At 68.5% G+C, this 25707-nt stretch carries 21 protein-coding genes and 1 tRNA gene; 9 read left to right on the forward strand and 13 right to left on the reverse strand.

Translation table 11 applies throughout. The annotated features are described in order from the left end of the window. Positions 1-2: 2 nt before the first annotated feature. Both PYV55_RS03650 and PYV55_RS03655 read right to left on the reverse strand, forming a co-directional pair. Positions 3-923: a TPM domain-containing protein gene (locus PYV55_RS03650; RefSeq protein ID WP_275849347.1), complete on the reverse strand. Its 921-nt coding sequence runs from the start codon at positions 921-923 to the stop codon at positions 3-5. Between the two features lie 16 nt (positions 924-939). Next, the gene (locus tag PYV55_RS03655; protein ID WP_275849348.1) at positions 940-1533 is read right to left on the reverse strand and encodes a LemA family protein; all 594 of its coding nucleotides are present in this window, start codon (positions 1531-1533) and stop codon (positions 940-942) included. An 89-nt stretch (positions 1534-1622) separates the two neighbouring features. Between PYV55_RS03655 and PYV55_RS03660 the strand changes: the two genes are divergently transcribed. Continuing rightward, the gene (locus PYV55_RS03660; RefSeq protein WP_275849349.1) at positions 1623-2315 is read left to right on the forward strand and encodes a DUF2946 family protein; all 693 of its coding nucleotides are present in this window, start codon (positions 1623-1625) and stop codon (positions 2313-2315) included. Positions 2316-2684: 369 nt separating this feature from the next. Here PYV55_RS03660 and PYV55_RS03665 read toward each other — a convergent pair whose 3' ends face one another. Continuing rightward, the gene (locus PYV55_RS03665; protein ID WP_275849350.1) at positions 2685-3527 is read right to left on the reverse strand and encodes a 16S rRNA (uracil(1498)-N(3))-methyltransferase; all 843 of its coding nucleotides are present in this window, start codon (positions 3525-3527) and stop codon (positions 2685-2687) included. A 58-nt stretch (positions 3528-3585) separates the two neighbouring features. Continuing rightward, complete coding sequence (locus tag PYV55_RS03670) at positions 3586-4767, reverse strand: aminoglycoside phosphotransferase family protein (RefSeq protein ID WP_275849351.1); 1182 nt, start codon at positions 4765-4767, stop codon at positions 3586-3588. A gap of 78 nt (positions 4768-4845) precedes the next feature. Between PYV55_RS03670 and PYV55_RS03675 the strand changes: the two genes are divergently transcribed. From PYV55_RS03675 to rsmA, 3 genes are read left to right on the forward strand one after another with little or no spacing between them, the layout of a single operon-like run. Continuing rightward, positions 4846-7353 (forward strand): LPS-assembly protein LptD, encoded by a 2508-nt coding sequence (locus tag PYV55_RS03675; RefSeq protein WP_407066761.1) that lies wholly within the window; start codon positions 4846-4848, stop codon positions 7351-7353. Between the two features lie 9 nt (positions 7354-7362). Further along, complete coding sequence (locus PYV55_RS03680) at positions 7363-8787, forward strand: peptidylprolyl isomerase (protein ID WP_275849352.1); 1425 nt, start codon at positions 7363-7365, stop codon at positions 8785-8787. Beyond that, positions 8784-9605, forward strand: a complete 822-nt coding sequence (gene rsmA, locus PYV55_RS03685) for a 16S rRNA (adenine(1518)-N(6)/adenine(1519)-N(6))-dimethyltransferase RsmA (RefSeq protein WP_275849353.1) — start codon at positions 8784-8786, stop codon at positions 9603-9605. Before PYV55_RS03680 ends, rsmA begins: the two co-directional genes overlap by 4 nt. A gap of 187 nt (positions 9606-9792) precedes the next feature. On the opposite strand, the gene PYV55_RS03690 is transcribed toward rsmA, so the two are convergent. The 3 genes from PYV55_RS03690 to PYV55_RS03700 form a co-directional block, all read right to left on the reverse strand. Further along, positions 9793-9867 (reverse strand) — tRNA-Arg (locus tag PYV55_RS03690). A gap of 94 nt (positions 9868-9961) precedes the next feature. Then, a complete protein-coding gene (locus PYV55_RS03695; RefSeq protein ID WP_275849354.1) occupies positions 9962-14494 on the reverse strand; it encodes a translocation/assembly module TamB domain-containing protein in 4533 nt (1510 codons plus the stop codon). An 11-nt stretch (positions 14495-14505) separates the two neighbouring features. Beyond that, on the reverse strand, positions 14506-16380 hold the full coding sequence (locus PYV55_RS03700) for an autotransporter assembly complex protein TamA (RefSeq protein WP_407066762.1): 1875 nt from the start codon (positions 16378-16380) through the stop codon (positions 14506-14508). 49 nt (positions 16381-16429) lie between these two features. Here PYV55_RS03700 and PYV55_RS03705 point away from each other — a divergent pair, with 49 nt between their 5' ends. Further along, positions 16430-16597 carry a hypothetical protein gene (locus tag PYV55_RS03705; RefSeq protein ID WP_275849355.1) on the forward strand — a complete coding sequence of 56 codons (168 nt, stop codon included), beginning with the start codon at positions 16430-16432 and terminating at the stop codon, positions 16595-16597. Here PYV55_RS03705 and PYV55_RS03710 read toward each other — a convergent pair. From PYV55_RS03710 to PYV55_RS03720, 3 genes are all read right to left on the reverse strand, one after another. Continuing rightward, a complete protein-coding gene (locus PYV55_RS03710) occupies positions 16589-17779 on the reverse strand; it encodes a vWA domain-containing protein (protein ID WP_275849356.1) in 1191 nt (396 codons plus the stop codon). The genes PYV55_RS03705 and PYV55_RS03710 overlap by 9 nt on opposite strands. Before the next feature lie 18 nt (positions 17780-17797). Further along, a complete protein-coding gene (locus PYV55_RS03715; RefSeq protein ID WP_275849357.1) occupies positions 17798-18403 on the reverse strand; it encodes a GNAT family N-acetyltransferase in 606 nt (201 codons plus the stop codon). Between the two features lie 81 nt (positions 18404-18484). Next, a complete protein-coding gene (locus PYV55_RS03720; RefSeq protein WP_275849358.1) occupies positions 18485-19339 on the reverse strand; it encodes an AAA family ATPase in 855 nt (284 codons plus the stop codon). Positions 19340-19443: 104 nt separating this feature from the next. Here PYV55_RS03720 and PYV55_RS03725 point away from each other — a divergent pair, with 104 nt between their 5' ends. Continuing rightward, positions 19444-20121 carry a c-type cytochrome gene (locus PYV55_RS03725; RefSeq protein ID WP_275849359.1) on the forward strand — a complete coding sequence of 226 codons (678 nt, stop codon included), beginning with the start codon at positions 19444-19446 and terminating at the stop codon, positions 20119-20121. 119 nt (positions 20122-20240) lie between these two features. Here the strand turns inward: PYV55_RS03725 and PYV55_RS03730 are convergent, their stop codons facing one another. Beyond that, a complete protein-coding gene (locus PYV55_RS03730; RefSeq protein WP_275849360.1) occupies positions 20241-20675 on the reverse strand; it encodes a DUF1841 family protein in 435 nt (144 codons plus the stop codon). Between the two features lie 123 nt (positions 20676-20798). Between PYV55_RS03730 and PYV55_RS03735 the strand changes: the two genes are divergently transcribed. Beyond that, complete coding sequence (locus PYV55_RS03735) at positions 20799-22001, forward strand: M20 aminoacylase family protein (protein ID WP_275849361.1); 1203 nt, start codon at positions 20799-20801, stop codon at positions 21999-22001. Between the two features lie 55 nt (positions 22002-22056). On the opposite strand, the gene PYV55_RS03740 is transcribed toward PYV55_RS03735, so the two are convergent. Further along, positions 22057-22755 (reverse strand): nitroreductase, encoded by a 699-nt coding sequence (locus tag PYV55_RS03740; protein ID WP_275849362.1) that lies wholly within the window; start codon positions 22753-22755, stop codon positions 22057-22059. Between the two features lie 212 nt (positions 22756-22967). Here PYV55_RS03740 and PYV55_RS03745 point away from each other — a divergent pair, with 212 nt between their 5' ends. Both PYV55_RS03745 and PYV55_RS03750 read left to right on the forward strand, forming a co-directional pair. Then, positions 22968-24248 carry a class I SAM-dependent methyltransferase gene (locus tag PYV55_RS03745; protein WP_275849363.1) on the forward strand — a complete coding sequence of 427 codons (1281 nt, stop codon included), beginning with the start codon at positions 22968-22970 and terminating at the stop codon, positions 24246-24248. A gap of 4 nt (positions 24249-24252) precedes the next feature. Continuing rightward, positions 24253-24594 carry a DUF1840 domain-containing protein gene (locus tag PYV55_RS03750; protein ID WP_275849364.1) on the forward strand — a complete coding sequence of 114 codons (342 nt, stop codon included), beginning with the start codon at positions 24253-24255 and terminating at the stop codon, positions 24592-24594. Between the two features lie 279 nt (positions 24595-24873). On the opposite strand, the gene PYV55_RS03755 is transcribed toward PYV55_RS03750, so the two are convergent. Next, entirely contained in the window at positions 24874-25698 is an 825-nt protein-coding gene (locus tag PYV55_RS03755; protein ID WP_275849365.1) for an SPOR domain-containing protein, read from the reverse strand. Between the last annotated feature and the right edge of the window lie 9 nt (positions 25699-25707).

Genomic DNA, 25707 nt, shown 5'->3' on the forward strand with positions numbered 1-25707 from the left:
GTTCACCAATCTCCCGAAGCACCGCCGCCGCCGAAGTCGCCCCCGCCGCCAGAGCTGAAACCGCCGCCGCCCGATCCGCCGCCCCAGCCCCCACTGGAGCCGCCACCCCAGCCGCCCCCCGGCGGCCCCAGCGTGACGCCGCCGCGGGCGGCCAGGGCGAGCGTGTAGATAAACCCCAGCACGGCGACCACCACGGTGAGCAGCAGGCTGGCCGAGAGCCAGTAGGCCACGAAACCCGCGGCCGCGCCCGTCAGCAGCGCGCCCAGCGAGGTGCCGAAAAGCGCGCGCAATATGCCGCCGCCCACACTGACCAGCACAAAGAGCAGCACGAGCAAGGTGCTCCAGTCCAGCCCCGCGCCGCCTTGCGCACCCTCCTTCCCGCCCTTTGGCGTGGGCGCGGGCAAGGGCTCGCCCGCGATGCGCGCCGCGATCTCCTGCACCGCGGCCTGCAGGCCGCCCGCGTAGTCGCCCGTGCGAAAACGCGGTTTCATGACCGTGTCGATGATGCGCGCGGCGGCAATGTCGGGGATGGCGCCTTCGAGCGCTTTGGCGACCTCGATGCGCATGCGCCGGTCATCCTTGGCCACGACGATGAGCACGCCGTCGCCCACGCCGCGGCGGCCTATCTTCCAGCTGTTGCCGACGCGGTTGGCAAAGCTCGCGATGTCTTCGGGCGCCGTGCTCGGCACCAGCAGCACCACCACCTGCGAACCATGCGCGGTTTCGAGCGCCGCAAGCTGCTGCTCGAGCGCCTGCCGGTCGGACGCGCTCAGCGTGCCCGTCTGGTCGATCACGTGCGCGGTGAGCGCGGGCACGGGGCGCAAGTCCTGCACCGGCAGCTGCGCCCGCGCGGGCACGGCGAGCGCACACAAAACTACTATAAAAGTAGCTGCCAGTACACGCCACGCCTTGACAAATGGCATAAAACGCTATGAATCGTCAAGGTTTCGAGGCGGAAAAATCGACCTTGGGTGGTATGGCGATCTGCGCCTCGTTGGCCACGCTGAAAACCGGCTTGGGCTGGTAGCCAAAGGCCATGGCCGTGAGGTTGGACGGGAAGCTGCGCGCAAGCACGTTGTATTCCTGCACCGTCTGGATGTAGCGGTTGCGCGCCACGGCGATGCGGTTTTCCGTGCCTTCGAGCGTCACGCGCAGGTCGCGAAAGGCCTGGTTTGCCTGCAGCGTAGGGTAGCGCTCCGACACCGCCATCAGGCGCGAGAGCGCGCCCGAGAGCTCGTTTTGCGCCTGCTGGAATTTGGCGAAGGCCTCGGGGTCGTTGAGCGTCTCGGGCGTCACCTGGATCGAGGTGGCCTTGGCACGCGCCTCGACCACGCGCGTGAGCGTCTCCTGTTCGAAATTCGCCTCGCCCTTCACGGTGGCGACGATGTTGGGCACGAGGTCGGCACGGCGCTGGTACTGGTTGAGCACCTCGCTCCAGGCGGCCTTGGATTGTTCGTCAAGGCGCTGGAAGTCGTTGTAGCCGCAGCCCGTGAGCAGCAGTGCCGTGGCGATGAGGAGCAAAAAGCGTTTCATGGTTGGAAACTCCGGCAGAGAAAACTGCGCGCATTCTGCCCCATGCGCACACCCCCGCAGACGACGCCCCATGCGGCACAATGCCCCGCATGGACGACATCGTGAAACAAGCCATGGCCAAGTGGCCCAACGTGCCCGCCTGCTACGGCTGGCTGGGGCTGGACGCGCGTGGTCGCTGGTACCTGCGCGACGAGGCTGCGCAGGCCGCGGGGCCGTTTCCGCAAAGCCGCGGCGCGCTATTGACGCACGAGAAACTGATCGAATTCATCCACCGCAACTACGAGCCCGATGAAGCCGGACAGTGGTTCTTTCAGAACGGGCCGCAGCGCGTGTTCGTCGAGCTCGAATGCGCGCCGCTGGTGTGGCGCGTCGAGGACGACTTCAGCGTGGTCGCCCACACGGGCCGCGCCGCCGTGGTGCGGGAATGTGTGCTGGACGAGGCGGGGCGTTTGTATTTGGCGTGTGACATGGGAGCCTGTCGGACTTTGGGCGTCGATAGCGAGAGTACGCCCCAGCGAGGCCAGTTTTTGCCGGATTCGCTGCCCCATAGCGGGACTATGGGGCAAGAAGACGGTAAAAAATGGGCCGCTGCGGCGCATTCGCAGCCGACGATTCCAAGGTCCGACAGGCTCCCAAGCTTCGGTCTCGTGCACAGCCTGGATATCCTGCAGGCGGCGCAGGCCGTGGAGCTGGGCCTTTGGACTCCGCTGGAGCTGCGCCAGGCCGAGTTGCCTGCGCGGTATGGCTATGTGCTCAGCCCGCTGGCGCGGCGCCTAGTGTAGTGTTCGACGCTATCTGCGACATAAAACCGCGTCTTTTCGGCCCTGGCCGCGTTGCAAATCCTCGCGATACCACCCGGTATCGCTGCGGTTTGCGCCTTGCCCAGACCAAAAATCCATCGGTTTTATTTGTCGCATCAAGCATCAAACACTACACCAGGGCAGGGTACCGGTCCGCAGCAGCGATAGGCCGGCAGCCCCCAGCGCCTCGCCCGCGCAAAAAATCGTCCTATTCACCCGGCAACCAAGTTTTGCTCTGCGGCGTAGCTCACCCGTGGGGGCGCTCTTACTGCCAGGGAGGAAGCAAATTGGGGTCAAAAAATGGAAATGGGTCGGATTCCAATGCTTTTGCAGCCTCGCTCCAGCCCCCATTCAAATCGTCAGCACCGCCAGCGCCGCGAGCGGGGCGGTTTCGGCGCGCAGGGTGCGGGGGCCCAGGGTGACGGCCGTCCAGCCCTGCTGCAGCGCGAGCGCTTCTTCAGCGCTGCTCAGGCCGCCTTCGGGGCCCGAGAGCAGGTGCACGGGCGCCGCTTTGCCGTCTTTGCCGTCTTTGCCTTCCGCGGTCCCGCTTGCGGCTGCGGCGCGCAGCGCGATGCTGTGGGGTTGCAGCGACAGCAGCAGGCGCTGCGCTGCGGCGCTGGGTGGTGCGTCCGATGGCCCGGCGAATGCTGCAGCGGACGGCGCGCGCGCCTGAGCGGCGCCCTGCGCACGCAGCCAGTCGGTCAGGCTCTGCACGGGGTGCACGCGCGGCACGCGGTTGCGGCCGCATTGTTCGCAGGCGGCCACGGCGATGGCCTGCCAGTGCGCGCGTTTTTTGTCGGCGCGCTCACCCGCCAGGCGCAGCACGCTGCGCTCGGCCAGCAGCGGCGTGAGGCTTGCGGCGCCGAGTTCGGTGGCTTTTTCGATGAGCCAGTCCATGCGCTCGTTGGCCATGATGGCAGCGGCCAGGTGCACGGCGCGCGCGGCCTCGCGTTCGACGGCGTGCTGGCGCTGCACGCGCACGCGCACCGCGGCACGGCCCATGTGCACGATGGTGGCGTCGAATTCGCCCGCGCCCGCCGCGGCGTCCACGCCCACGTCTTCGAGCCCGCCATGGAACAGCGTGACGGCATCGCCCGGCTGCAGGCGCAGCACCTGCACGTGGCGCGCGGCGCCTGCGGGCAGGTCGATTTCGCTACCAAGCTGCAGCGCGAGAGGGCAGTAAAAACGCGGCATGGCTTCTACAATGATAGCTGCTAGCGCTTGCTGGATGTGCTTTAGAGGCCGATTTGGCTCATGAAACCCGGCCGAAGGCGTACCCGCTTTGTTCCTGCACCCCTTCGATCTGGTCGAGCAGGCGCAAGAGCGGCGCAAGCTCGCGGTAGCGGCTCGCGGTGGCGCGGATGTAGGCGACGAAGCGCGGCGCGTCGGCGAGGTATTTGGGCTTGCCGTCGCGCAGCGTGAGGCGCGCAAAAATGCCCGCGACCTTGAGGTGGCGCTGCAGCCCCATCCACTCCACGCTGCGGTAAAACGCGCCAAAGTCCGCGCCCCAGCCCGAGGCGCTGGCCGCGCCCAGCAGGCCCGCGCGGCGCGCCTTTTCCCAGTAGCGCACGGTGATGTCGATGACGAATTCCTCGTCCCAGCTGATGAAGGCGTCGCGCAGCAGGCTCGCGATGTCGTAGGTGATGGGGCCGTACACCGCATCCTGAAAATCGAGCACGCCCAGCGGCTCGCCTTCTCGCGTGGGCAGCATCAGGTTGCGCGGCATGAAGTCGCGGTGCACGAACACGCTGGGCGCGGCCAGGTTGTGCGCGACGATGGCGTCGAAGGCGCGCGCAAGGGTGTTTTGCTGTGCCTCGTCGAGCTGGATGCCGCGGTGCCGGGCCACGTACCAGTCGGGGAACAGGGCAAGCTCGCGGCGCAACAGCGCTTCGTCATAGGTTGGCAGCACGCCGGGGCGCGAGGCTTTTTGCCACTCGATCAGCACTTCCACGGCCTGCAGATACCAGCCTTGTGCGGCCGCAGGCGCAGCCGGGGCCAGCGCCTCGATGAGCGTGTGCGCGCCCAGGTCGCTCAGCAGCATGAAGCCGTCAGCCTCGTCCCAGGCGAGGATCTGCGGCACGCGCAGGCCCGCGGCCGCCATGAGTGCCTGCACGCGCACGAAGGGGCGGCAGTCCTCGAGCTCGGGCGGCGCGTCCATGACGATGCAGCTGCCGCTCGCGGCGCGGTCTATGCGCAGATAGCGTCTGAAGCTCGCATCCGCCGAGGCCGGGCGCAGGCTCTCGGGCCGCAAACCGTGCGTGGCTGCAAGCGGCGCGAGCCAGGCTTCGAAGGCCGCCTGCCGCGCCGCGCTGGGCCAGGCGATGGCGCTGGGGGCAGCGGCGGGGGCAGCGGCGGGGGAGGCAACGGGTGTGGCGGCGGGGCCGGAATTCGTGGCGCCGCCAGGGGCCGAGGGCAAGAGCTTGGGATCGGTCATGGATAATCGGATTCTATTTCCCACGTGTGCGTTTCCTCGCCGTATCCCCTGTCCGTGCCCCGCTGCCAGACCCCCACCGTGCAGATACCACCCACTCCCCGCGCTGCGTCCGCCGCCGCGCAACGGCCGCTCTCGCGTCCAACGTTGCGCCCCCTGGTCTATGCGCTCGCGCTCGCCTGGTGCGGCGTGCCGCCGGGCGCGTTTGCGCAGGGGGCCGCGGCGCAACCCGCATCCACGCCGCCCGCATCCGCGGCGTCCACGCCTACGTCTGCGTCCACCGGTGATGCCACGGCCCAGGACGGCTGGGGCCGGCCGCAGCTGCACCCGAGCGCACAGCTGCAGGAAACCCTCCCGCGCGACGTGCGCCCGCAGTTGCCGCTGTTCGTGCGCGGCGACCGCGTCACGGGCCAGACGGACTTGAACGTGCGGGTCGAGGGCAACGCCGAGCTGCGCCGCGGCGACACCACGATCCGCGCCGACCGCCTCGAATACCTCGCGCCCGAAGACTTGGCCAAGGCGCGCGGCCAGGTGCACATCAACCGTGCGGGCAACATCTTCGACGGCACGGCGCTGGACCTGCGCGTGGAGGCGTTTCAGGGCTTTTTTACCGACGCGCACTACCGCTTTCTGGCCAACGGCGCCTACGGCGACGCCACGCGCGTGGACTTCGTCGATTCCGACCGCTCCGTGGTGCACGACGCCACCTACACCACCTGCGAGAAGAACGACAGCGCGAGCTGGACGCCCGACTGGATCCTGCGCGCCAAGACCATCCACCTTGACCAGGAGGAGGACGTGGGCGTGGCCGACGATGGCGTGCTCGAGTTCAAGGGCGTGCCGGTGCTGCCCATACCGCACATCAGCTTTCCGCTGTCGGACAAGCGCAAGTCCGGCTTTCTGCCGCCCACCTTCGGCCTCGACAGCCGCAGCGGCTTCGAATATTCGCAGCCCTATTACTGGAACATCGCACCCAACCGCGACGCCACCTTCACCGGCACGGTGATGGGGCGGCGCGGCGTGAATGCGGGGGGCGACTTCCGCTACCTCGAGAGCAACTACCGCGGCGAGCTCAAGGCGCAATACATGCCTTCGGACAGCCTGCGCGACCGCGAGCGCTGGACGTACAGCGCCAAGCACGACGGCAGCATAGACGCCGCTGGCGTGGGCAATCTGAACCTGCACCTGAACCTCAACCGGGTGAGCGACAACGACTACTGGCGCGACTTCGGCCACGCCTCGTCGCTGGGCACCAATGTGATGCTGGAGCGCCTGCTGCCCAGCGAAATGGCCTTGTCCTGGGCCGCACGCGACATGACGGCGCAGGTGCGCACGCTCAAGTGGCAGACCCAGCAGGACATCAACGCGCCCATCGTGCCCCCCTACGACCGCATGCCGCAGTTGCAATGGCGCTATGCCCCCAGCGACTTGCGCCACGGCCTCGAGAGCAGCGTCGAAATCGATGCCACGCGCTTTGAGGCCGACCGCTTCCTCACCCACCAGCCCAACGCCGACCGCAGCTACATGCTGGCGCAAGTCAGCCGCCCTTTCCGCACGCCGGGCAGCTTCGTCACGCCGCGCCTGCAGCTCAACGCCACCAACTACCAATTCGACAGCCCGCTCATCAACGGCAGCAAGTCCGCGAGCCGCACCGTGCCCACCTTCAGCCTGGACAGCGGCCTGGTGTTCGAGCGCGACACACGGCTGCTAGGGCGCAGTTTCGTGCAGACGCTCGAGCCGCGCGCCTTCTACACCTACACGCCCTACCGCGACCAGCACCTGCTGCCCATCTACGACACCGCAGCCAACGACTTCAACTTCGCCACCATCTACACCGAGAATGCCTACGGCGGCAACGACCGCATCGCCGACAACAACCTGCTGACCCTGGGCGTGACCACGCGCTTTCTCGACCCCGACACCGGCGCCGACTCGCTGCGCCTGGGCATCGCGCAGCGCCTGCGCTTCAAGGACCAGAACGTCACCCTGCCCGGCGAAGCGCCCGCCACCGACCGCGTCTCCGACGTGCTGCTGGGCGCCGGCACGAACTGGACGCCGCAATGGGGCTTCGACTCCGTCGTGCAATACAACCCGCACACCCGCCGCTCGGTGCGCTCCACCGTGAGCGCCAACTACACGCCCGGCAATTACCGCACCCTCAGTGCGGCCTACCGCATGCAGCGCGGCACCAGCGAGCAGATCGACCTGGGCTGGCAATGGCCCTTGAGCTCCAGCGCGTCCGACGCCGGCGGGCGCAAAGACGCCAAAGCCGCGCGCACCGGCAGCGGGCGCTGGTACACCGTCGGGCGGCTGGACTACAGCATGCGCGACAAAAAGCTCGTGGACATGGTGGTGGGCTTCGAATACGACGGCTGTTGCTGGGTGGGCCGCGTGGTCGTCGACCGGCTGCAAAGCAGCCTGATCACCGCCAACACGCGCCTGCTGTTCCAGATCGAATTCGTTGGCTTCTCGCGCCTGAGCCTGGGGCAGGACCCGCTCGCGGCGCTCAAGCAAAACGTGCCACGCTACCAGCCCCTGCACGACCCCGCGGCGCGCGCCCTGCCCAGCCGCTTCAGCAACTACGATTGACCCGCCACCATGAACCACCGTCTTCTTGCCCTGGGCCTTGCGTGCCTGGGTTTCTGTGCGCTGCAAAGTGCCGCGGCGCAGGGTCTGCGCCCCACGACAGGCACATCGGGCGCAACAGGCGCATTGGGCACGGCCAGAGGGCTCGCACGCCCCGCGGCGCAGACGCCGGCGCTACCCGGCCCGGCCGAGGGCAGCGGGCTGACGCAGCAGCAGGCCGACTACATCGTCGCGCTGGTCAACGCCGAGCCCATCACCAACAACGAGGTGCGCATGCGCCTGGCGCGCATCGAACGGCAGATCGCCCAGCAAGGCGCCACCGCACCCCCGCGCGAGGTGCTCGCACGTGAAGTGCTCGAGCAGCTCATCCTCGAAAAAGCGCAGCTGCAGGAAGCCAAGGACACCGGCATCCGCGTGGACGACTACGCCATCGACCAGGCCGAGCAAAACGTGGCGCGGCAAAACCAGCTCGGCGTCGAGGCGTTCTACCGCCGCCTGGCCGAACAAGGCATCAGCCGCAAGAGCTTCCGCGAAGAACTGCGCAACCAGCTGCTCCTGCAGCGCCTGCGCGACCGCGAAGTGCAGTCGCGCGTGCGCGTGACCGACCTCGACGTCGATCAATATCTGCAACAACAGCGCACCGAAACCGCTGCAGCCAAGGCCGAAGTCAACCTCGCGCACTTCTTCGTGCCCGTGCCCGAAAACGCCGCCCCCGCCGAAGTCGCCCAGCGCCAGGCGCGCGCGCAGGCCGCGGCCGACAAGCTGCGCGCGGGCGAAGACTTTGCCGCCGTGGCGCGCGAACTCGCCGACCCGTCGCAGGGGATCGCTGGCAGCGCCATGGGGCTGCGCCCGCTCGAGCGCTACCCCGAGCTGTTCGCGAACGCCGTCGCCTCGCTGCCCGTGGGTGCGATCGCCGGCCCGCTGCGCTCGGGTGCGGGCTTTCACGTCTTGAAGGTCGTGGAGCGCAGCAACGCCGGCATTCCCGCGGTCATCACGCAAAGCCACGCGCGCCACATCCTGCTGCGCACCGGCCCGCAGCTCAGCGAAACCGCGGCCGCCGCGCGCCTGGCCGAGCTGCGCCGGCGCATGCTCGCGGGCACGGCCGACTTTGCCGACCTCGCGCGCGAATATTCGCAAGACGGCAGCGCCAAGCAAGGCGGCGACCTGGGCTGGGTCAACCCCGGCCGCTTCGTGCCCGAGTTCGAAGAAGCCATGAACGCCCTGCAGCCCGGCGAAATCAGCGCGCCCGTGGTCACGCGCTTTGGCGTGCACTTGATCCAGCTGCTCGAGCGCCGCGAAGTCAAGCCCAGCCAGCGCGAGCTGCGCGACATGGCGCGCGACACCGTGCGCGAGCAAAAGACCGAGCAGGCCTACAACACCTGGCTGCAGGAGCTGCGCGGCCGCGCCTACATCGAATACCGCGACCCGCCGCTGTGACGCAGCACCGGGAGCACCGCGCGCGCAAGCGCTTCGGCCAGCACTTCCTGGCCGACAGCGCCATCATCGACGCCATCGTGCGCGCCATCGCACCGCAGCCGGGGCAGGCCATGGTCGAGATCGGCCCCGGCCTCGCGGCGCTCACGCAGCCGCTGGTGGAGCGCCTGGGCCACTTGGCCGTGATCGAGCTCGACCGCGACCTGGCCGCGCGCCTGCGCCAGCACCCGCAGCTCGAGGTCATCGAAGCCGACGTGCTCCAGGTCGATTTCAGCGCGCTGGCCGTGCGCCTGACCGGCGTCGGTGCCAGCGCCGCCGCGCCCGCCCCCACCCCGGCGCGCAAGCTGCGCGTCGTGGGCAACCTGCCTTACAACATCTCCACGCCCATCCTGTTCCACCTGCTCGAACATGTGGGCGTGATCGCAGACCAGCACTTCATGCTGCAAAAAGAGGTGGTGCAACGCATGGTGGCGCAGCCCGCCACCGCCGACTACGGGCGCCTGTCGGTGATGCTGCAGTGGCGCTACGCGATGGAAGACGTGCTGCACGTGCCGCCCGAGAGCTTCGCGCCGCCGCCGCGCGTGGACAGCGCCGTGGTGCGCATGCTGCCGCTTGCGGCGCCGCCCGAGGTGCCGCCGGCGCTGCTTGGCGAACTGGTGCAGGTGGCTTTCAGCCAGCGCCGCAAGCTGCTGCGCCACACGCTGGGGCGCTGGCTCACGGAGCGCGCCTACGCCGGCCATTTCGACACCCAGCGCCGCGCCGAGGAAGTGCCAGTGCACGAATACGTCGCGTTGGCGGGGGCATTGCAAGGTCGCCCATGACCCAAGGCTTCGGGCATGGGATACCCAAAAATCCTACGACATAGCCCTTTGCAAAGTGCGTATTTGCCACGCCCAATGCCTATATGGACAGCCCGCCAACAGTTCAGTCCAAGCGGGCATGTACCGTCATTTTTCTCTGGTTTCCCCATTGCGAATGACGGTTTTTGTGTAAGTGGCCGCGCAGATTTGGCCTCACCGTCAGGACTCGAACCTGAATCTTCCGCTTAGGAGGCGGAGGCACTATCCCTTGTGCTACGGCGAGATGAGGAGGCAAAGACTGTGCCCGAAAGCATGCCCATGGCGAGATGGCAAGAACGGGCTGGGGGTGCATTGTAGGTCGCCCCAGCACAAGCGCCTCAATCCCGGCGCAGCGTGTAGATGATGTCGAGCGCGCTCTTTTCGCCCGTCTGGCCGCGCAGGGTCAGGTGGCGCGTGAGGTCCAGAAAGATGTAGATCGCGCCGAGCGCGTTCGTGAGGCCGTATTCGTAGGTCACGTACATCTTGTCGGACAGGCGTTTGCCCAGCGACAGCGCCGTGCCGCTGGTGTCTGTGCTGTCGCCGCCCAGGCCGAGCTCGTCAAGGCCCAGGCGGCTCGCGATCTGTGCGCCGGGGCTGCCGCCGCCGCGCCCGAGCAGGCTCAGCGCGGCCTGCTGCAGCATGGCGGTCTGCGTGCCGCTTTGCGCGGCGTCGCGGCCCAGCACCACCCACGAGAGCTTTTCGGCCTCGGGCAGTTCGGGGTCGGAATACAGGCGCACGCGCGGCGCCTGCGCCGTGCCGCTGATCTGCACGCCAGCGCGCACGCTGATGTTGGGGCGCAGCGCCAGAATGTCGAGCGCGGGGTTGTCGTAGGCGCCGTTGAAGTGGATATGCCCGGTTTCTATGTCCAGCGTCTGGCCCCAGGCGCGGTAGCGGCCCTGCACGGTGGCGATGTCGCCCGTGATGCGCGGCGCGCCGCCGGGCTCGGGGCTGGAGCGGACGTCGAGCGTGCCGCGCAGGCGCGTGGTCAGGCCCATGCCCTGCAACGCGAAGTCGCGTCCCAGGTTCAGGCTCACATCGATGTCGGGCGGGTGCGCGGCCTGCACTGTGGCGCGCGCCTCGGGCTGCGCGGCCGTTTGCGCGTTCTTTTGCGCGGCCTCCTCCTTGGCGCGCGAGTGCACGACCACGTCGTCGCCCAGGCGGGGCGCGCTTTCTTCGGGCAGCAGGATGGCGGCGCGGTCTATCGTGAGCTGGCCGCGCAGGCGGATCTGGCCGCCCTCCAGCTGCGCCTGCACGGGGCCCGAGACGCTGACCTGCCGGTCGGCGCGCACCAGCAGCTGCAGCGCGCGCGCCTCGCCCTGCAATTGCACGCCGATGCCCGCGTCGCCGTCGGCAGGGTTGCCCCAGCGCAGCGTGCCCGTGCCGGCGAGCGTGCCGCCGTCCTGCGGCGGCGGCGTGCGGTTGCCGCTTTGGCCCGGGATGCGCGCATTGCTGCCGCGCCCGCCCTGGATGCGCCATTCGGTGATGGCCAGCGTGTCGCCGCGCAGCGTGGCGCGCAAACGGCCTTGCTGCAGGTCGATGCCGTCGAGCACGGAGCGCACGGCCACGTCGTCGGCCGCGAGCGTGCCCGACCAGCGCGGCGCGGCGCGGCTGCCCGCGAGCTGCGCGTCCGCTTCGACCGTGCCACGCACGCGCCAGCCCGGCGGCGCGAGCAAAGACCAGGCGCCGAGATCGGGCAGGCGCGCCTGCAGCGTGCCGGCCACGGGCGCCTCGGCGGGCCAGACGGGCGCGCCCTGCATCCAGGCGATGCGCGTGTCGGCCGTGGCGTTGACGTGGCCCGCGCGCTCGCTGTCCCACAGCAGCCGCGCGTGCACGGCGTCGCCCTGCGCTTCGAGCGCCACCTCGGCCGCGCGCACGCCGGCCTGGGTGACGGTGGATGACTTGCCTGCGCCGCCATTGCCGACTTTGCCGCCGCTGGCAGCTTTGCCACCCGCTCCGCCGGCGCCATTCATGCCCTCTTCGAGGCGGATGCGCAAATCGCCACGCGCGCGCTGCAGGCCCACGCGCGCGCGCAGGCCGTCGCGCGCGGTGGTGTCCACGCTCCATTGGCCGTCAAAGGCCAGGTCACCTCCGAGCCCGAGGCGCGTGAGCAGCGGCGCCGTGTCGGCGGAACGCGCCTCGAAGGCATCGACCCAGGCGAGCGGCAGGCCGAGCACGCTGCCTTGGGTCTGCAGGCGCATGTCGACGACGCCCGTGCCCGTGCCACGCGCCCAGCGCAGCGGCTCCCAGCGCAGCTGCACCGTGCCAGGCAAGGGGCCCGTCAACGCAGCCTGCCCGGCCGTGGCCTGCACAGTCCAGGCCGGGGTTGCCGAGGCGCTGGCTTGGCCGATCGGAATGCGCCCGTCGAGTGCGAGCGGCGCGCTAAGCGCCAGCGTCCACGGGCCCGGGCGTTGCGCATCTTCGGCTTGCAGGCGCAGGGTTTGCACACGCGCCTGCCAGGGCAAGCCGGCGCCTGCCTGTGCGGCGCGCTGGATGCCACCCTCCACCTGGGTCTGCAGCGCAAACTGCAGACCGCCGCGCTGCAGCGCGCCATCGAGGGCCAGCGTGGCCTGTGCGGCAGAGCCCGCGAATTCGGCGCGCACGCCGCGCAGCTGCCAGGGCGCGGCGCCGGGCCCGGTGGCGTTGAGTTGCGGCACGGCCAGCGTGGCCTGCAGCGTGAAAGGCGCTGGGGCTTTATCGCGCGGCGCTGATGACGCCCCTGCCGTGGGCGCCGGGCGCCGCAGCATGTCCCAGGCGCTTTGCCAGCCGCCCTGCCAGCGCGCGGACAGCTGCGCCTGACCTTGCAGCTCGCCTTGCTGCGCGAATCCGAGCCCAGGCACGCCGAGCGCGGCCAGACGCGCGAGCCACTGCTGCGTGGCGCGCAGGTCTTGCGCCTGCAGCTGCAGCGTGCCGGCGCCGCGGCGCGCGCCCAGGCTGCCGTCCGCATCGGCGGCGGCACCGGGCACTTCGAGCTGCACGCGCCCCTGCGCCGCAGGCGACGCGCCAAAGGCCATGCGCAGCGCCTGCGCCTGCACGCGGGCTTGCAACGCGACGAGCTGCAGCGTGCGCAATTGCACGCTGGGGCTGCCGTCGGCCTGCTGCTGCCATTCGCCCTCGGTCTGCAAGGCGTCTATGCGCAGTTTGGCCACGGGCGTGGCTTTTGCCGTGGCCTTGGGCGCTGGCGCGGCTTTGGAAGGCTTGGGGAGCTTGGTCGGGCTGCCGCGCGCAGGGTTGCTTGCTGCGGCCTGGACGCCGTTCGCGGCGGCTGCGCCCTTGCCAACCGGTACGGGCTGCGCGCGCAGGTCTGCCGCAAAGCGCACGGCCCCGGCTTCTTCACGCCGTGCCGTCAGCCAACCCGAAAGCGCCTGCACGTCGAAGGCTGTATGCACGGCGCCGGGCGACACGCCGTGCAAGTCCAGCCGGCCGTCCCACGCTCCGCTGGCCGGCGTGTAGTGCGCCTGCAGCGTGGCCGTGCCTGGACCCAGTGCCAGATTGGCCGCGGGCGCGCTCCAGCGCTGGCCGTCGTACTCGACGCGCCCTTGCAGCGCCGTGGGCGGCAGGCGGCCCGCGTCCCATGGTCCGGGCAAACGGTTGCCGAGCTGCACCACGATGGCCCAGCCCGACGCCACGGGTGCAACGGGCGGAGCCGCTGCCGCCACGGATGGAGCGGATGCCGCAGGCGTTGTTGGCGATGGGGATGGGGCTTTGTCATGGTTGCGCACCGGCTGCGCCAATGGCCCCGCGTGCAGCGTACCGTCGAGCAAAGTGGTCGGCGCCCCTGGCCACAGGGCCGCAAGATCGACACCGCGCAGCCGCGCCTGGGCCTGCGGCAGCGGCTGCGCCGCCCACGGCTGGAGCGTGGCGCTGAGCTCGGCCTGCATGGCATCTGCGGCGGACGCGGCCTGGGGCTTGGCAAGCGCACGCTTACCCTTGTCGTCGGGCAGCGTTTTTTCTTCTGAATCGATAGCTGCTTGCGCAGGCGTATCAAGCGCTAAGAGCATTTTCAGCTCCAAACTCGCAGCGGCCGTGGCAAGCTGGCCTTGCACGCTCGCGTGCGCCTTCGCCTGGGTGCCCGCGTAGGGTGCGTCGGGCGGCGTCTGCGCTGCATCGCTGGGCGCGGCGATGTGCACCAGACCATCGAGCGTCGCTGCGAGCGCGAACGGCGCCTGCGCCCCCAGCGTGGCCTGGCCGCGGTACTGGCCGCGCGCGAGCGTGAGTTCGCGCAGCGTGAACTGGTGCTGCGCCTCGCGCCAGCCGCCGAGACTGAAGCCGCTGCCCGTGTAGCGGTAGCCGAGCTTCACGTTTTGCAGCTCGAGCGCGGGTGTGCCCGTCCAGCGCAGGCGATCGACGCGCAGCTTCACGTGCAGCTGCAGCGGCACAGGCAGCGCGAGCGCGGTGGGCGGTGTGGGCGGCCCGGCATCGGTGCTGCGCGCACCCGCAGGCGTGAGCGTGACTAGCGCAGCCTGCAGCTTGCCGAGCTCGACCTGCCCTTGCAGCAGCGCGGCCCAGCGCCAGCCCAGGGGCTGGCCAAAGCGCAAGTCCTGCACTTCGACGGCGAACTTGGGGCTGCTCCAGCGCAGCCAGCCTATGCGCCCGCCCTCGCGCAGTGTGCCTTGCACCGCACGGCTCTCGAGCCGCTGCTCGGCAGGCAACAGCCGCGCGACCAGCGCGAGCGTGTCCGCAAGCGAGCTGCTGCGCCCGGCCCACCACCAGCCGCATGCCGCAATCGCGAGCAGCAAGGCCAGCAGCAGTCCCAGCAGCGAGGCGCCCAGGCGCACCAAGCTGCGCCCCACGCGGCGCCGAGGTGGCGCGGCTGGCGGAGGTGGCTGCTGGGGGGGCGGCGCGTCAGGCCGCAGCGCTTCTTGCGATGGCATCTCGGTCGTGCTCAAAAATTGAACCCCAGCCGCATGTGCAGCCGCAGGCTGTGCACGCGCACGCCGTAGGCCAGGTCGGCCTGCAGCGGCCCCACGGGGCTGCGCCAGCGCACGCCTGTGCCCACGCCCACGCGCGGGTCGAGCGCGCGCACGCGGTCGGCAACGGCGCCTGCATCGATGAAAAAGGTGTTTTCCCAATCGCTCAAGCGGCCGTCGCGCAGCATGGGGCGCTGCCATTCGACGCTGCCCACGGCCAGGTAGCGGCCGCCGTAGAGTTGGTTGTTCTCGGTGCGTGCGCCTATGCTGCGGTAGGCGTAGCCGCGCACGGTGGCATCGCCGCCGGTGAGGAAGAGCTCGGTCACGGGCACGGGGGCGTTGGTGCGCGCGAGCACGGCGCCCAGGTCGGTGCGCACGGCCAGGCGGCTGCGGCGCCCGCGTCCATCCTCGCCTTCCACGCGCCCCAGTGGCACGAACCACTGCCAGCGCAGCAGGCTGCGCGCGTAGGGTTCGTGGCGTTCGCCGAGCGTGCTGCCCGCGCCGAGTTCGAGCCCCAGCCCATAGCCGCGCGTGGGCGCGAGGTTGCTGTTGAAATAGCGCCCCGTCCAGGCGTAGTTGGCGCTGAGCGAACTGCTCGTGGGCGGCGGGTTCAGGCCCTGGCTGTGCGCGTTGTCGTACTGCAGAAAATAGCTGCGGTCTATGCGCAGGTCGCTCTTGCTGCGGCCCGCGCGCAAGCGTCCGCTGTTGACGCGGTAGTCGCCCGTGTCCTCGCGCTGCAGCTTGCCGCTGCCGAACCAGCGCCAGCCCGTTTCGCCGGGCAGGTCCATGAGCTCGGTGCCCAGGAGCTTGTCCTTGTTGTCGAGCGCGAGCCGGCTCACCGCGCGCCAGCCTATGCCGGGCACGCGGTTGTGGATATGGTCCACGCTCAGGCGCGGGCCGGCGTCGGTGGAGACGCCCGCACCGAAGACGAACTTCTGCAGCGGCGCCTCACGCACCTGGGCGACGACGGGCGCGGCCTTGGGGTCGGGTGCCTCGGTGTCGAGCAGCAAAAACACGGTGTCGTAATAGCCACTCGCGGCCAGGCGCTGCTGGGCGTCGAGCATCTGCGCCTCGGAGTAGAGGTTGCCCGTGGGCAGGCGTGCGATGCGGCGCGCGCCTTCGGGGTCGTAGCGCTGGCTGCCTTCGATGCGCAAGGGGCCGAAGAAATACGGCGGGCCCGGGTCGTAGAGCACGCTCAGCGCCGCCTCGTTGCTGTCGGCGTCAATGTCGGCGCGGCTGCTCTCCAGACGCGCGGCGGGGTAGCGGCGCGCCTGCAGCTGGTGCAGGCTTTCTTTCTTCGCGGCGTCCCAGCCGGCCTGGGTGAAGGGCTGGCCGGGCGGGAGCTCCCAGCTTCTTTGCACACGCTGCAGCTGGCGCGCGCCGCTTTCGGGCGCACCGGGCCGGCCCACGGGCGTGTCTGTCTGCGCGCTCACGCTGTGGCCGACGAAGCCGATGTCGGCGCGCACGACGCGCGTCTGCGGCCCCGGATCGACGCGCAGCCGCACCACGCGCGCGGCCGCCACATCGCCGGGCGCGGCATGGGTTTCGATGGTGATGCGCGGCGCAAAATAGCCTTGCGTCGCGAGCAGCTCGCGCGCATCTTCGTCGGCGCGCGCGAGCAGGCGCTGCAACTCGCCTTCCTGCAAGTCGGGCAGCTGGCGAAAACGCTGCAGTTCGAGGTGGCGCTCGAGCAGGGCACGCAGCGCATCGGGCGCCTGCACTTCGAGCGTGAACGCGGCGCGGCCTTCGGCTGCGGCGGCCGCATCGACATCAGTGCCCCGGCCCGTGACGCGCTGCCATACGCTGCAACCGGGCAGCAGCAGGGCGAGCGCAAACAGCAGAAAAAACAACGCCGGCCCGCGGGCCGGCGCTATGGCGCGGCTAGGAGCCTGTCGGACGTTGGGCGTCGAAAGCGAGAAGGTGCCCCAGCGTGACCAGTTTTTGCCGGATTCGCCGCCCCATAGCGGGACTATGGGGCAAGAAGACGGTAAAAAATGGGTCGCTGCGGCGCATTCGCAGCCGACGATTCCAAAGTCCGACAGGCTCCTAGGCATCCAGTTATTTTGACAGCAGCCGCATCGCGTCTTCGAGCCCTTTGAGCGAGAGCGGGTACATGCGCTGCGCCATGAGCTGCTGGATGATGCTGATGCTCTGGCGGTACTGCCACACGCCGGGCGGCTCGGGGTTGATCCAGGCGAATTTGGGGAAGGCGTGCGTGAGGCGCTGCAGCCATTCAGCGCCGGGCTCCTCGTTGTTGTATTCGACGCTGCCGCCGGGCTGCAAAATCTCGTAGGGGCTCATGGTCGCATCGCCCACGAAGATCAGTTTGTAGTCCTTGTTGTATTTGCGGATGATGTCCCAGGTGGGGAATTTTTCGGCAAAGCGCCGGCGGTTGTTCTTCCACATGAAGTCATAGATGCAGTTGTGGAAGTAGTAGAACTCCAGGTGCTTGAACTCGCTGCGCACGGCAGAAAACAGCTCTTCGACGCGCTGGATATGCTCGTCCATGGTGCCGCCCACGTCCATGAGCAGCAGCACCTTCACGTTGTTGTGGCGCTCGGGCACCATTTTGATGTCGAGGTAGCCCGCGTTCGCGGCCGTGCTGCGTATGGTGTCGGGCAGGTCGAGCTCGAGTTCGTTGCCCTCGCGCGCAAAGCGGCGCAGGCGGCGCAGCGCGACCTTGATGTTGCGCGTGCCCAGTTCCTGCTGGTCGTCGTAGTCCTGGTAGGCGCGCTGTTCCCAGACCTTGACGGCGCTTTTGTTTTTGCTCTGCCCGCCTATGCGTATGCCCTGCGGGTTGTAGCCACCGTTGCCAAACGGGCTGGTACCGCCCGTACCTATCCATTTGCTGCCGCCTTCGTGGCGGCCTTTTTGCTCTGCTAGGCGCTTTTTGAGCGTTTCCATGAGCTCGTCCCAGCCGAGCTTTTTGAGCGCAGCCTTTTGCTCGTCGCTGAGCTCGCGCTCGAGCATCTGCGTGAGCCAGTCCGAGGGCAGCTCGCGCGCGGCGAGGTCGGCCGCCGTTTCCACGCCCTTGAAGTACGCGGCAAAGGCGCGGTCGAACTTGTCGTAGTGCTTTTCGTCCTTCACGAGCGCCAGGCGCGCCATGAAGTAGAAGTCGTCCAGGCTCCAGGCGTCTTCAGAGCGCGGGCCGACGATGCCGGCCTCGAGCGCTTCGAGCAGGCTGAGGAATTCCTTGACCGATACCGGCAGCTGCGCAGCGCGCAGCGTGTAGAAAAAATCGATGAGCATGATTTTGGCCTCCAGCGCTTATGTGGCAAGCGCATGCAGCTGCAAAAGGTAGAGCAATTGGGCGCGCGCCTCGGGCCACTCGCCGGCGCGCATGCTGTACATCACGGTGTCGCGTATGGTGCCGTCGCGGCGCAGCGCGTGGCCGCGCAGCACGCCGTCTTTCTTCGCGCCCAGGCGCTCGATGGCGCGCTGGCTCGCAAAGTTGAAGTTGTCGGTGCGCCAGCCGACCACGTGGCAGCCCAGCGTGTCGAAGGCGTGCCCCATGAGCAGCAGCTTGGCGGTGGTGTTCACATGCGTGCGCTGCACGCTTTGGGCGTACCAGGTCCAGCCGATCTCCAGGCGCTTCACTGCGGGCAGGATGTCGTGGTAGCTCGTGCTGCCGAGCACGCGCCCCGTGGCCTCGTCGCACACGGCAAAGGGCAGGCGGCTGCCCTCGGCCTGCATGGCCAGCGCCTGCTCGATGTAGGCGCGCGTGTGCTGCGGCTCGGGCACCGAGCTCACGCGCAGGCGCCACAGCTGCCCGTCGGCCGCCGCCGCCGCAAGCCCCGCCTCGTGCGCAGCAGCAAGCGGCTCCAGGCGCACGCCGTGTGCGCGCAAGGTGACGGGTGGGGCGAACGCGGTCATGGGGATCGGCGTGGGGCGCGGAAGTGGGCTTGGGCAGGCGCGGTTTGGCAGCGGCAGTGGGTGGCAGCTTGGCGCCGGCGCTCAGCGGTTGCGCTGGTTCATGAACACCAGCTTTTCGAACAGGCTCACGTCCTGCTCGTTCTTGAGCAGCGCGCCCACGAGCGGCGGTATGGCGATCTTGTCGTCGCCGCTTTGCAGCGCCTCGACGGGGATGTCCTCGGCCACGAGCAGCTTGAGCCAGTCGAGCAGCTCGCTCGTCGAGGGCTTTTTCTTCAGGCCGGGCAGGCCGCGCACGTCGTAAAACGTCTTCATCGCGGCGCTGATGAGCTCACCCTTGAGCGTGGGAAAGTGCACGCCGATGATCTGCCGCATGGTGTCGGCGTCGGGGAACTTGATGAAGTGGAAGAAGCAGCGGCGCAAAAACGCATCGGGCAGCTCTTTTTCGTTGTTCGAGGTGATGAACACCAGCGGGCGGTGCTTGGCGCGGATGAGCTCGCGCGTTTCGTAGCAGTAGAACTCCATGCGGTCGAGCTCGCGCAACAGGTCGTTGGGGAACTCGATGTCGGCCTTGTCGATTTCATCGATCAGCAGCGCCACGGGCTGGTCTGCCGTGAACGCACGCCAGAGCACGCCCTGCACGATGTAGTTGCGGATGTCCTGCACGCGCGTGGCGCTGTCGGCGTCGCCGAGCTGGCTGTCGCGCAGGCGGCTTACGGCGTCGTATTCATAAAGGCCCTGCTGCGCCTTGGTCGTGCTCTTGATGTGCCACTGCAGCAGCGGCATGTTCAGCGCCTGCGCCACTTCTTCGGCAAGCATGGTCTTGCCGGTGCCGGGCTCGCCCTTGATGAGCAGCGGGCGTTGCAGGGTGATGGCCGCGTTCACGGCAAGCATGAGGTCGGGCGTAGCGACGTAGTTCTGGGAGCCTTGGAATTTCATGGATGGAATGGCAAAACGTTGATAAATGGGCTTGACAAGCGCTGGCTATAATCAACCACCGATCACAGCCGCAGGCTGTTTTTTTACACCATTGTGCGCGCAAAATGACAAAAAAGCTGACCACATTGTTCGCTCTGGCTGTCGCCTCCGTGACCGCCATCGCCACCGCCCACGCTGCCGAGGTGCAAGGAGACGCCCAGGCAGGGGCCAAGAAAATCGCCATGTGCGTGGGCTGCCACGGCATCCCCGGCTACCAGGCCACCTTCCCTGAAGTGCACAAGGTGCCCATGATCGCGGGGCAAAATGCCAAGTACATCGCCTCGGCGCTCGACGCCTACCGCAAGGGCGACCGCCGCCACCCCACCATGCGCGGCATCGCGGCCTCGCTGTCCGACCAGGACATCGCCGACCTCGCCGCGTATTACGAGCAACTCGGCAAGTCCCAGACCGGCAGCACCGAATTGCCCGCCAAACCGCGCACCGAGCCCAAGCCCCAGGTCGCGGCGCTGCTGCAAAAGGCCGCCTGCGTCTCGTGCCACGGCGACAACTTCTCCAAACCGATCGACCCGGCCTATCCCAAGATCGCGGGCCAGCATGCCGACTACCTGTTCGTCGCGCTCAAGTCCTACAAGGCCGAGCCCAGCGCCGTGGTCGGCCGCTCCAACCCCGTCATGGGCGGCATCGCCAAGCAGTTTTCAAACGCCGAGCTCAAGGAACTGGCGAACTACGTAGGTTCGCTCGACGGCGAACTGCGCACCGTTCCCGAGTCGCGCTTTCGCTGATCCTCTGCACGCCATCAAAAAAGCCCGCTGTTGCGGGCTTTTTTGATGGCATTTTTGCCACTTTACGCAGTATTAATGTGCGCCAATAGCTATTTTTAGTATAGCACCGTGCGCGCTGCTCAATCCCGCGTGGCGCGCCGCTGCACGCAGGCCACGTAGGCGTCGCCATCGGGCGCGCGGCCCTGGCGCTGACCCTCCCACAGCATCTGACCCAGGCATTCCATGGCCACGTGGTGCGCGTCGTGCAGCGCATCGAGCCGCGCCGTGAGCAGCTCCACCGCCTGGCGGATGCCGCGCGGCTGGTCTATGCTGCACTGTTCGCTGATCGCCAGGTGCATCGAAAGGTGCAAAAAGGGGTTTGTGCGCTCGGGCGTGTCGTCGTAATGGCGCGCCACGGCGGCCTGCGCGTCGGCCAGCTCGGCGTGGTATTCGGGGTGCTCGGCAATCCACAGCTGCGCCAGGGTCTCGAGCGGCTCGAGCGGCGCGCCGCGTGCGGCCTTGGCGTGCACCTCGCAAAAGAAGCGGCGCACATCGGCTTGGGTCGGTTGAAACATGCGCGCAGGGTAGCACGCAGAGCCGGCCGGAATGCTGCAAGGGGCATCGGCCTCGGGCTAGACTGGCGCCTCACGGCGCAGCGCTGCGCGCAGCTGCGGCCCTTCTGCAGGAGACACGACACCATGCACATCATCGAACCCATCGCTGCCCAGGCAGACGGCTTTGCGGCGCTGCGCCGCGACCTGCACGCGCATCCGGAGCTGTGCTTTCAGGAACTGCGCACTTCCGACCTTGTGGCGCAAAAGCTTGACGAATGGGGCATTCCCATCCACCGCGGCATGGGCCAGACGGGCGTGGTCGGCATCGTGCACGGGCGCGACGGTGGTGCCTGCGGGCGCGCCGTCGGGCTGCGCGCCGACATGGACGCGCTGCCCATCCACGAGGCCAACAGCTTTGCGCACGCGAGCCGCCATCCGGGCCGTATGCACGCCTGCGGGCACGACGGGCACACGGCGATGCTGCTCGCGGCGGCGCAATATCTGGCACGGCACCGCCACTTCGACGGCACGGTCTATCTGATCTTCCAGCCCGCCGAAGAAGGCGGCGGCGGCGCACGCGAAATGATCGCGGACGGCCTGTTCGAGCGCTTTCCCATGCAGGCGGTGTTTGGCATGCACAACTGGCCCGGCATGCCCGTGGGCCACTTTGCCGTGAGCCCGGGGCCGGTGATGGCCTCGAGCAATGAATTTCACATCACCATCGAAGGCAAAGGCGGGCATGCCGCGATGCCGCACATGACCATAGACCCCGTGCCCATCGCGTGCCAGTTGGTGCTGGCGCTGCAAACCATCATCAGCCGCAACACCAAACCCGTCGAAGCCGGCGTGATCTCGGTCACCATGGTGCACGCGGGCGAGGCGAGCAACGTGGTGCCCGACTGCTGCGAGCTGCAGGGTACGGTGCGCACCTTCACGCTCGAACTGCTCGACCTGATCGAGGCACGCATGCGCGAAGTCGCCGAGCACCTGTGCGCAGCACACGGCGCGCGCTGCCACTTTGCCTTCAAGCGCAACTACCCGCCCACGATCAACGCGCCCGCCGAGGCCGCGTTTGCGCGCCAGGTCATGGCCGGCATCGTCGGTGCGCAGCACGTGCTCGAACAAGAGCCCACCATGGGCGCAGAGGATTTCGCCTTCATGCTGCAGGCCAAGCCCGGCGCCTACTGCTTCATCGGCAACGGCGAAGGCGCGCACCGCGACGTGGACCACGGCGGCGGCCCCTGCACCTTGCACAACCCGAGTTACGACTTCAACGACGCGCTGATCCCGCTGGGCGCGAGCTACTGGGTGCGCCTGGCCGAGCAGTGGCTGGCACGCGCGGCCTGATCCACCCAGCCTGATGGGCGCAGGGAGGGCATTCAGCGCCTCCTCAGACAGGCTCTCATTCGCACCAGCGCACGGCGTCGGCGATGGGTGCGCGGCGGGTGCGGAACTGGTTCGCCGGGTGGTCGGGGTCGGCCAGGCCGAAGGAGATGCCGCAGACGATGGTGCGCTCCGTGTCAATGTCGAGCTGCGCGCGCAGCACCTGCGGGTAGGCCGCGAGCGCGGCCTGCGCGATCGAGCCCACGCCCAGGCTGTGCGCGGCCAGCATGAAATTGGCCACGTAGGCGCCGCAATCGACCGCCCCATAGACACCGAGCGCCGCGTCGCTCGTGACGATGGCCACATGCGGCGCACCGAACATGGTGTAGTTTTGCGCCGCCTGGCGCTGCGAGGCCGCGCGGTCGTCCTTGGCGATGCCCAGCGCCTGGTACAACCCCCAGCCGCATTCACGCCGGCGCTGCAGGTACACGCCGCGGTACTCACCCGGCCAGGGCAGATCGGGCGCGGGCTGCGCCTGGGCCACATGCGCGCACAGTGCCACACGCAGGCGCTCGAGCGCACCGCCGCTCACGATGGTCAGCTGCCAGGGCTGGGCATTGCACCACGAGGCCGTGCGTTGCGTCAGCTCGAGAATGCGCTCCACGGTGCTGCGCGGCAGCGGCTGTGGCAAAAAGGCGCGGCAGCTATAGCGGGTGTGCAACAGCTCAGACAAGGTCTGGTAGGCCGGCGGCAGGGATGTTTCAGCAAGGGCAGTCATGGGCAGTTTCCACGGTTTTTTGCTGCATCGAATGCTTTGTGAGCACGCGGGATGATGGCGCAGCGGCCTCCGAACAAGCGTCCGAAAGGGCGCAAAATCATAGCCAATCTACCCTCGAGGCGCATAGGGTGCACGCGGTAGCCGAGTTTCCTGGGCAGCCAAGCATGGCCGACGATTGACGCGCCGCGCAGTGGCGGGAAAAATGTCCCGTCATGAGCGCACATTCCGACACTCTGGCGGCACGGCTCGAGGCCCTGCCAGTGCCCGTGGCCCTGGAACTGCCAGGCGGCAAAAAACTTGGCGCCGCGGAAAACGCCGCGGCCGTCATTTTCCGCATCCGCGAGCGCAAGGCCGCGCTGGCGCTGGCTTCTGGACAGATCGGCGATGTGGGCATGGCCATCGTCGAGGGCCAGGTGGCGTTCGAGGGCAAGATGCGTGAGCTCATGGCCGCTGCCGAGGCCTTGCTGCCCGCAAGCCCCATCCAGGGCAAACCCGGCGCGTGGCAGCGGCTGCTTGGCTGGTTGCGTTCGCGCGCGGCGCACACGCTTGCGGGCGACGCACGCAACATCCAGTTCCACTACGACGTTTCCGATGATTTTTACGCGCTCTGGCTCGATCCGCGGCGCGTGTATTCGTGCGCCTATTACCGCACGCCGGACATGCCGCTCGCGCAGGCGCAGGAAGCCAAGCTCGACCACATCTGCCGCAAGCTGCGCCTGCGCCCGGGCGCGCGCTTTCTCGACATCGGTGCGGGTTGGGGCGGGCTGCTGCTGTGGGCGGCCGAGCATTACGGCGTCGATGCCACGGGCATCACGCTTTCGCGCAACCAGCATGCCTACGTGCAGCAGCGCATTGCCGCGCTCGGGCTGCAGGGGCGCGTGCGCATGGAGCTGCGCGACTACCGCGAGCTGCCCAGCACCCAGCCCTTCGACGCCGTGGCCTCGGTGGGCATGTTCGAGCATGTGGGGCGGCGCAACATGACGGCGTATTTCCACACCGTGCGCCGCCTGCTGCGCCCCGGCGGCTTGCTGCTGAACCACGGCATCACGGCGGGCGGGGTGGAAAACTCCGAACTCGCTGGCGGCATGGGCGAATTCATAGACCGCTACATCTTCCCCGGCGGCGAACTGATGCACGTGGGCGCGGTGCTGCGCCACATGGCGCTGGGCGGCCTCGAGATGGTCGATACCGAAAATCTGCGCCCGCACTATGCGCGCACGCTCTGGGCCTGGTCGGACGCGCTGGAAGCGCAGCTGCCCAAAGCGCGTGAAGTGCTCGCCGTCACACATGGCGCCGAGCGCGCCGAGAAAATCCTGCGCGCCTATCGCCTCTACCTGGCCGGCTGTGCGCTGGGTTTCGAGCGCGGCTGGGTAGCCCTCCACCAGATGCTCGCCACGCACCCCGACGGCCGACCGGAAACGGGCAGCCTGCGCGGCGCGCAGTCCGAGTATCCGTTCACGCGCGACTACATGTACGCACCCCAAAACGTCTGATTTCATGCTCTACAAATTCAAGTCGCGCGCCACGGCCGACCTCATCATGCTCGAGCCGCAAGGGCGGCGCGTGCTGCAGCTCATCGGCAGGGAGCCGGGCGTGCCCGGCATCCTGACGGTGGAACAAATTCCTGCTGCAATCGCCGCCCTCGAAGCCGCCGTGGCCACCGAAGAAGCCCTGATCGCTGCGCGCAGGCAAGCGGCGCAAGAGCAGCAAGGCGAAGCCTCGAAAGAGCAAGTCGAGCCCGCGGAAGAGCCCATACGCCTGCGCCAGCGCGTTGCGCCGCTGATCGACATGCTGCGGCGCAGCGCCGCCGAGGGGCGCGAAGTGACTTGGGGCAGCTAATGCAGTGTTCGACGCACTCTGCGACATAAAACCGCGTCTTTTCGGCCCGGGCCGCGTTGCAAATCCTCGCGATACCACCCGGTATCGCTGCGGTTTGCGCCTTGCCCAGACCAAAAATCCATCGGTTTTATTTGTCGCATCAAGGACTGAACTGGCCCCTGAAAAATGGACGCCACTAGCAGCCTGTCGGACTTTGGAATCGTCGGCTGCGAATGTGCCGCAGCGGCCCATTCTCGCTTTCGACGTCCAAAGTCCGACAGGCTGCAAGGGGTTCCCTCTTTACCCCTCGCAACTGCGCCAAGCCCTCCCCCCGAGCTGCGGCCGCAGCGCGTCGGCTTGGGGGCGCAGGGCCTCGGTGACGGCGGGCAGGCGCAGCACGTAGGCCGTGCCGGCGGGGCGCTCGGGCACCACGCGGGCGGTGCGCACGCCCTTGGCGCGCAGCTCGGCCAGGGCGCGCTGGGCGGCTTCCTCGGTGCTGTAACGGCCCAGCGACAGACCGGGCTCCCAGGCGGCGCCGGGGCGGTCGAAGGCGATGCCGAGTTCGCGCAGATCGGCCTTTTTCTTGTCGAGCACGTCCGCCTGCGGAAAGCGCCCCAGATACACCATCCAGCGCCCCGCGACCGGCATGGGGTCTAGCGTCCAGCTGCCTTGCGGCCAGCGCGCCAGGGTTTTGCGCAGCGTCTCGGCCTGGTGCGCGTCGAAGGTGCCGGCCTGCAGGCATACCGCGGGCGCCGCAGCGTTGCGGGAGGCCGTTGCAGGGGTGGCCGGGTTGGTGCCGGCAGCGGCCACGGTCGCCGCCTTCGAAGCCGCCTCGGAAGCGGCGGCTGGAGCCGCAGCGCCCGACGTGGCGTCGGTCGGGGGTGCTGACGACGCGGGCGTCTGCGCAGTGCCCGGCGACACGCTGGAAGGTGCGAAGGCCGGGGCTGCGTCGCTGGCCGGCGCCGTGCGCAGGATTTGCAGCGTCTCGGGCCGGATCTGCTGCAGTTGGTGCTGCGGCTCGGAAGTCTCGGCAGGCGCGAGGCCGAGCGTGCGCAAAGCGCCGTGCGACCAGGCAAAGTAGCCGAGATTCAGCAAAAAAAGGAGCGAGACGAAAAGACGCATCATGGACAAATG

The organism is Extensimonas soli, assembly GCF_029211265.1.
GTDB classification, from domain to species: Bacteria; Pseudomonadota; Gammaproteobacteria; order Burkholderiales; family Burkholderiaceae_C; genus Extensimonas; species Extensimonas soli.